This window comes from Thiohalocapsa sp., from assembly GCF_019695415.1.
Classification (GTDB): Bacteria; Pseudomonadota; Gammaproteobacteria; order Chromatiales; family Chromatiaceae; genus Thiohalocapsa.
The window spans coordinates 1-4461 of record NZ_JAIFKJ010000549.1; the positions used below are offsets into that span (position 1 = coordinate 1).

A 4461-nucleotide genomic window follows, 5' to 3' on the forward strand; every position below is an offset into this window, starting at 1 on the left:
AGCGCACAGACACATTGACTCAGGGCATCCGCGGCCGGTGTGGAGAACCCTTGTCCGCGCTATATCGGCGGCGTACGGGAGCATCCCGCAACGGGCATCCCGCGCGCCGATCCCTGCTCTTAAAGAAAGGCCAGCTCCGCGACGCAGTGAAGTCCGGTGGTACCCAAACCACGCATATCAGCATGATCCACCGTCGCAATCTGCCGCCGGGTGCCCTGAGCCAATGTGTTTGCCGCAACGCCGTCGTTGGCCTGTGGATATGCGGACGCGTCCGCATCCCTGCGGACCGGCCCGAGCGAAAGCCGTGTGGCCACCCTGTGGACCGCGCCGGCGTCTCGGCGCAGCTCGCTCGCACCGAGCAGGCGCGGACCGCAGGTTGCCCACACTCTAAGCCTCCGTGGCGATTTGGCCCTCATTGCGTTCCGTCGTGGAGAAGCGCGCACATCGGCTGGTTATGCGGCGGCCGCCAGGGCCACAAAGCGCCGGCAGCGCTGCACCAGGTCTTCGCCGGGCTCGAGGGCATGCAGGTCGCCGCCGATGAGCAACATGCAGTCGCGGCCATAGAAGCTGCAAAGCTCTTGCACCCGATCCAGCTTCATGCCGCCGGCCGGGACGGGAAAGATTGGCGCCGGGCCGCCCATGGCGTCGGTGCAGCCCGTGGCGATGTCGCGGCAGTCGTCCGCCGAGAAGCTGAAGCGCCCGCCCAAGTGCGGGAAGATGGCGGCGTCGGCGCCGGCGAGGCGGTTCAGGCGGCCGTAGAGCACCCGCGGTGAAAGGCCGGTGTCCGGGCCAAGCGCGAGGCCGCCGATCAGTGCCGGATGGCTCAGGATGGGCAGCGCGAGGCTTGAGTCGCTGGCCAGCCCGCGCATGGCGTCGAGTCCGGCGAGCCCGGGACAGAACAGGAGGCCGCCGGCGCCCGCGTCGCGGGCGGCCCGGGCGCGCGGCAGCACGGCTGCGGCGGGCGCTGTGACATTCGGCAGATAGAGGCAACGACGACCGGTTTCGCGGTTTGCGCGCGCCACCGCCTCGGCGCAGCGGGGCACCCGCTCGGCGAAAGGGGAGAAGGGCTGGTCGGCAAGGCCGTGGTCGTCCTTGATGAGATCGATCCCGCCCAGGGCGAGGTTGTAGGCGAGTTGTGCCAACGCCTGGGCCGACAGCCCCATGGGCTTTAACGCCGTACAGAGCAGGGGGCGGTCTGGAACGTCCAACAGCCGGCGCAGCCCGCCGATGCCGAAGCGTGGTCCTGGCAGATTTTCCAGCATCGTGCCCGGCAGGGTGACGTCCATGAGCCGCACGCCGGGCTGCAGGGCAACGTTGCCGAAGAGCACGTTAACGAGCTGCGTGAGCTCGCCACCGGCGGCCTCCACCGGGTAGCGGATGCTGACATCCCAGGCGGCGTCACCGGCCGCAATCGGGGGTTCCGGGGCACCGACGATCTGCTCCCGAATCGTGTCATTCGGGATCAGCGCTTCCGGGAACTCCACCGTCTGCTCCAGGCAGATATCACGGGCGCGGGCCAGCGCCGCGGCCGCGTCGTCGGCCCGTACGCGGTAGCGGGCCTCAAAGCGCTCGCCGCTGAGCGCCAGTGTCAGCGGATCGTCGATCGTCATATGGACCCCAGATTTCATTGCTTGACGACGTCGGATGTTTGCAGATGCGTCAAGCTCTCGACGCCGCCTCATGTCCCAGGGCTGAGGGCTGAGGGCTGAGGGCTGAGGAGCAGACAGAATCGCCTATTCCTGAACCGGAAACACCACCAGGTGATCCGCCTGCAGCCGAACGCCGATCTCCTCCCCCACGGCGTGTCGGTAGTGGCTCGGCACTAGGCACAGGACTTCGGTGCCGCTGGCGAGCCGCACTGTGTACATGAACTCGGCGCCGCGGAAGGCGCGCTCGACGATGACGGCCTTTCTGGGGCTCGATTCGTCATAGACCATGTCGTCGGGGCGGATCAGCACTTCGGCAGGCGTGTCCCGTTCGAGACCATGGGGATGCTCGCCGGCGATGCGGCCCAGCTCTGTCTTGACGCGGATCTCGTCATGGACGGTGGCCGGGAGCAGGACGCCCTGGCCAATGAAGTCCGCGACGAAACGGTCTGCCGGCTCATGGTAAAGACTGAACCCGCTGCCCCATTGGTGCACCCGGCCGCCGCCGATGACGCCGATGATGTCGGCCATGGCGAAGGCCTCGAGCTGGTCATGGGTGACCAGGATGGCCGTGACGTTCTCGCGCTTCAGCACGTCGCGCACCTCGCGGGCGATCTGCTCGCGCATGTCCGCATCCATGCTCGAGAAGGGCTCGTCCAGCAGCAGCATTTGTGGTCGCGGCGCCATGGCCCGTGCGAGTGCGACACGCTGCTGCATACCGCCGGACAGCTCGTGTGGATATTGGCGGGCGGCGCTTGTGAGGCCCACCAGCTCCAGCAGCTCCCCGACCCGCCGTCGGCGCATCGCGGCGGGCTGTCCGCGCAGGCCGAATGCGATGTTGCGGCCCACATCCAGGGGGGGGAAGAGCGCGAAGGCTTGGAACACCATGCCCATTCGCCGCTGCCCCGGGGCCAGCGTGTCACCCGGGCGGGCGCCCAGCTCCCCCGGCACGCGGGACCCGCCCCGGCCCCGCGGCCCCGCCCCCGCCATGGCCCCCCGCCGGGGGGGCTTGCCGCAGCCGCTGGGCCCGAGCAGGCAGCCGATATTGCCCGCCTCCAAAACGAACGAGACATCGCTCACCACAGTGGTGTCGCCGTAGGCAACGCTCGCGTCCAGCACCGAGAGCTGGCTCGTGGCGGTGTCGATCGGCATGGCGACGGTAGCGTCCTGGGCGGGCGGCATACGAGGCTCGGAATGGGGATTGCGCGCCCCTTGCGGATTAGGGGCTGCGGGATACGACGGCCGTTGCCGCCACGGCCGCTTGGGCGTCTGGCGGGGCAGGCGCCGGCGCGACAGCGCGACATTATCGACCATTCGAGCCGGTGATCACAGGTTCACCGGCGGTCCGCGCGCCGGATCTCTCTGGCGTCGGCGCACGGTGCTGCGATAATCGGCTGTCTCGATTAAGGGGACCCGTGCAACTGGCTGATCCATAAAGATAATGCCAATGATTGTCGCTTGCAATAAGGCCGCCGCTGACTTGCGCGGGAGGGGGAAAGGTTCCGCGCAGCGCGAGTCGAGCGCAGCGCAAGGCGCCCGTACGCCTGGCTGCACCCAGGCGGCCCGCGTTGGCTGCCGGCCGCAACGGTGTGCAAACGAGACCGTGCACCTGTCGCGTCAGCGGCACTTGAAAGCGGATTGGACGGCATTGACCTTGGCCGCGGCCGTTGGCGCGGATCCGCGCCGTCGGCGGCCGACGAGATTCCTTGCGATCAGCGCCTTGAATACGCGCGAACGCACAATACAATAACCGAGTAATCTACTCAGAAATCGGAGCGAGCCATGAGTGCAACACCCGACGACGTCCTTCCCGCCGACGCCAAGGCGGAAGCGCAGACCTCCACCAAGGCCGCGGAGGCCGAGGCGGAGTACGGCCATCTGGTCAAGAGCGAGTACGAGCACGGCTTTGTCACCGAGATCGAGTCCGACACCCTGCCGCCGGGCCTGGACGAGTCCGTCATCGCGACCATCTCCCAGCGCAAGGGCGAGCCGCAGTGGATGCTCGACTGGCGCCTGGCCGCGTACCACAAATGGCTGGAGATGCCGACGCCGAAGTGGGCGGCGGTGCACTACCCGCCCATCGACTACCAGTCCATCTCCTACTTTTCGGCGCCGAAGAAGAAGGAGCTGAAGAGTCTGGACGAGGTGGATCCGGTGCTGCTCGAGACCTACGAGAAGCTCGGTATCCCCATCGAGGAGCAGAAGGCGCTGGCCGGTGTTGCCGTGGATGCCGTCTTCGACAGCGTATCCGTGGCGACCACTTTCCGTGAGAAGCTGTCGGAGGCGGGCGTCATCTTCTGCTCCATCTCGGAGGCCGTACAGGAGTACCCCGAGCTGGTGCAGAAGTATCTGGGCAGCGTCGTGCCGCCGACCGACAACTTCTACACGGGCCTCAACTCTGCGGTGTTCACCGATGGCACCTTCGTCTATGTGCCGAAGAATACGCGCTGTCCGATGGAGCTCAGCACCTACTTCCGCATCAACGAGGCGAAGACGGGGCAGTTCGAGCGCACGCTGATCGTCGCCGACGAAGGCAGCTATGTGAGCTACCTGGAGGGCTGCACCGCGCCGCAGCGCGACGAAAACCAGCTGCATGCGGCGGTGGTGGAGCTGATCGCACTGGACAACGCCGAGATCAAGTACTCCACGGTGCAGAACTGGTACCCGGGCGACGAGGAAGGGCGCGGCGGTATCTACAACTTCGTTACCAAGCGCGGTGACTGCCGCGGCAACAATTCCAAGATCAGCTGGACCCAGGTGGAGACGGGCTCCGCCATCACCTGGAAGTACCCGAGCTGCATCCTGCGCGGCGACA

The 4461-nt window shown here is 67.1% G+C and carries 3 protein-coding genes; 1 reads left to right on the forward strand and 2 read right to left on the reverse strand.

Features of this window, described 5'->3' with window-relative positions; all coding sequences use genetic code 11:
- Nucleotides 1-452: 452 nt before the first annotated feature.
- Both I6U14_RS15155 and I6U14_RS15160 read right to left on the reverse strand, forming a co-directional pair.
- Entirely contained in the window at nt 453-1610 is a 1158-nt protein-coding gene (locus I6U14_RS15155; RefSeq protein WP_296900357.1) for a RuBisCO large subunit C-terminal-like domain-containing protein, read from the reverse strand.
- 123 nt (nt 1611-1733) lie between these two features.
- Nucleotides 1734-2828 carry an ABC transporter ATP-binding protein gene (locus I6U14_RS15160; protein WP_296900358.1) on the reverse strand — a complete coding sequence of 365 codons (1095 nt, stop codon included), beginning with the start codon at nt 2826-2828 and terminating at the stop codon, nt 1734-1736.
- 600 nt (nt 2829-3428) lie between these two features.
- Here I6U14_RS15160 and sufB point away from each other — a divergent pair.
- Nucleotides 3429-4461, forward strand: a 1033-nt coding sequence (gene sufB, locus I6U14_RS15165; RefSeq protein ID WP_296900359.1) for a Fe-S cluster assembly protein SufB, incomplete at its 3' end; no start/stop codon positions are given.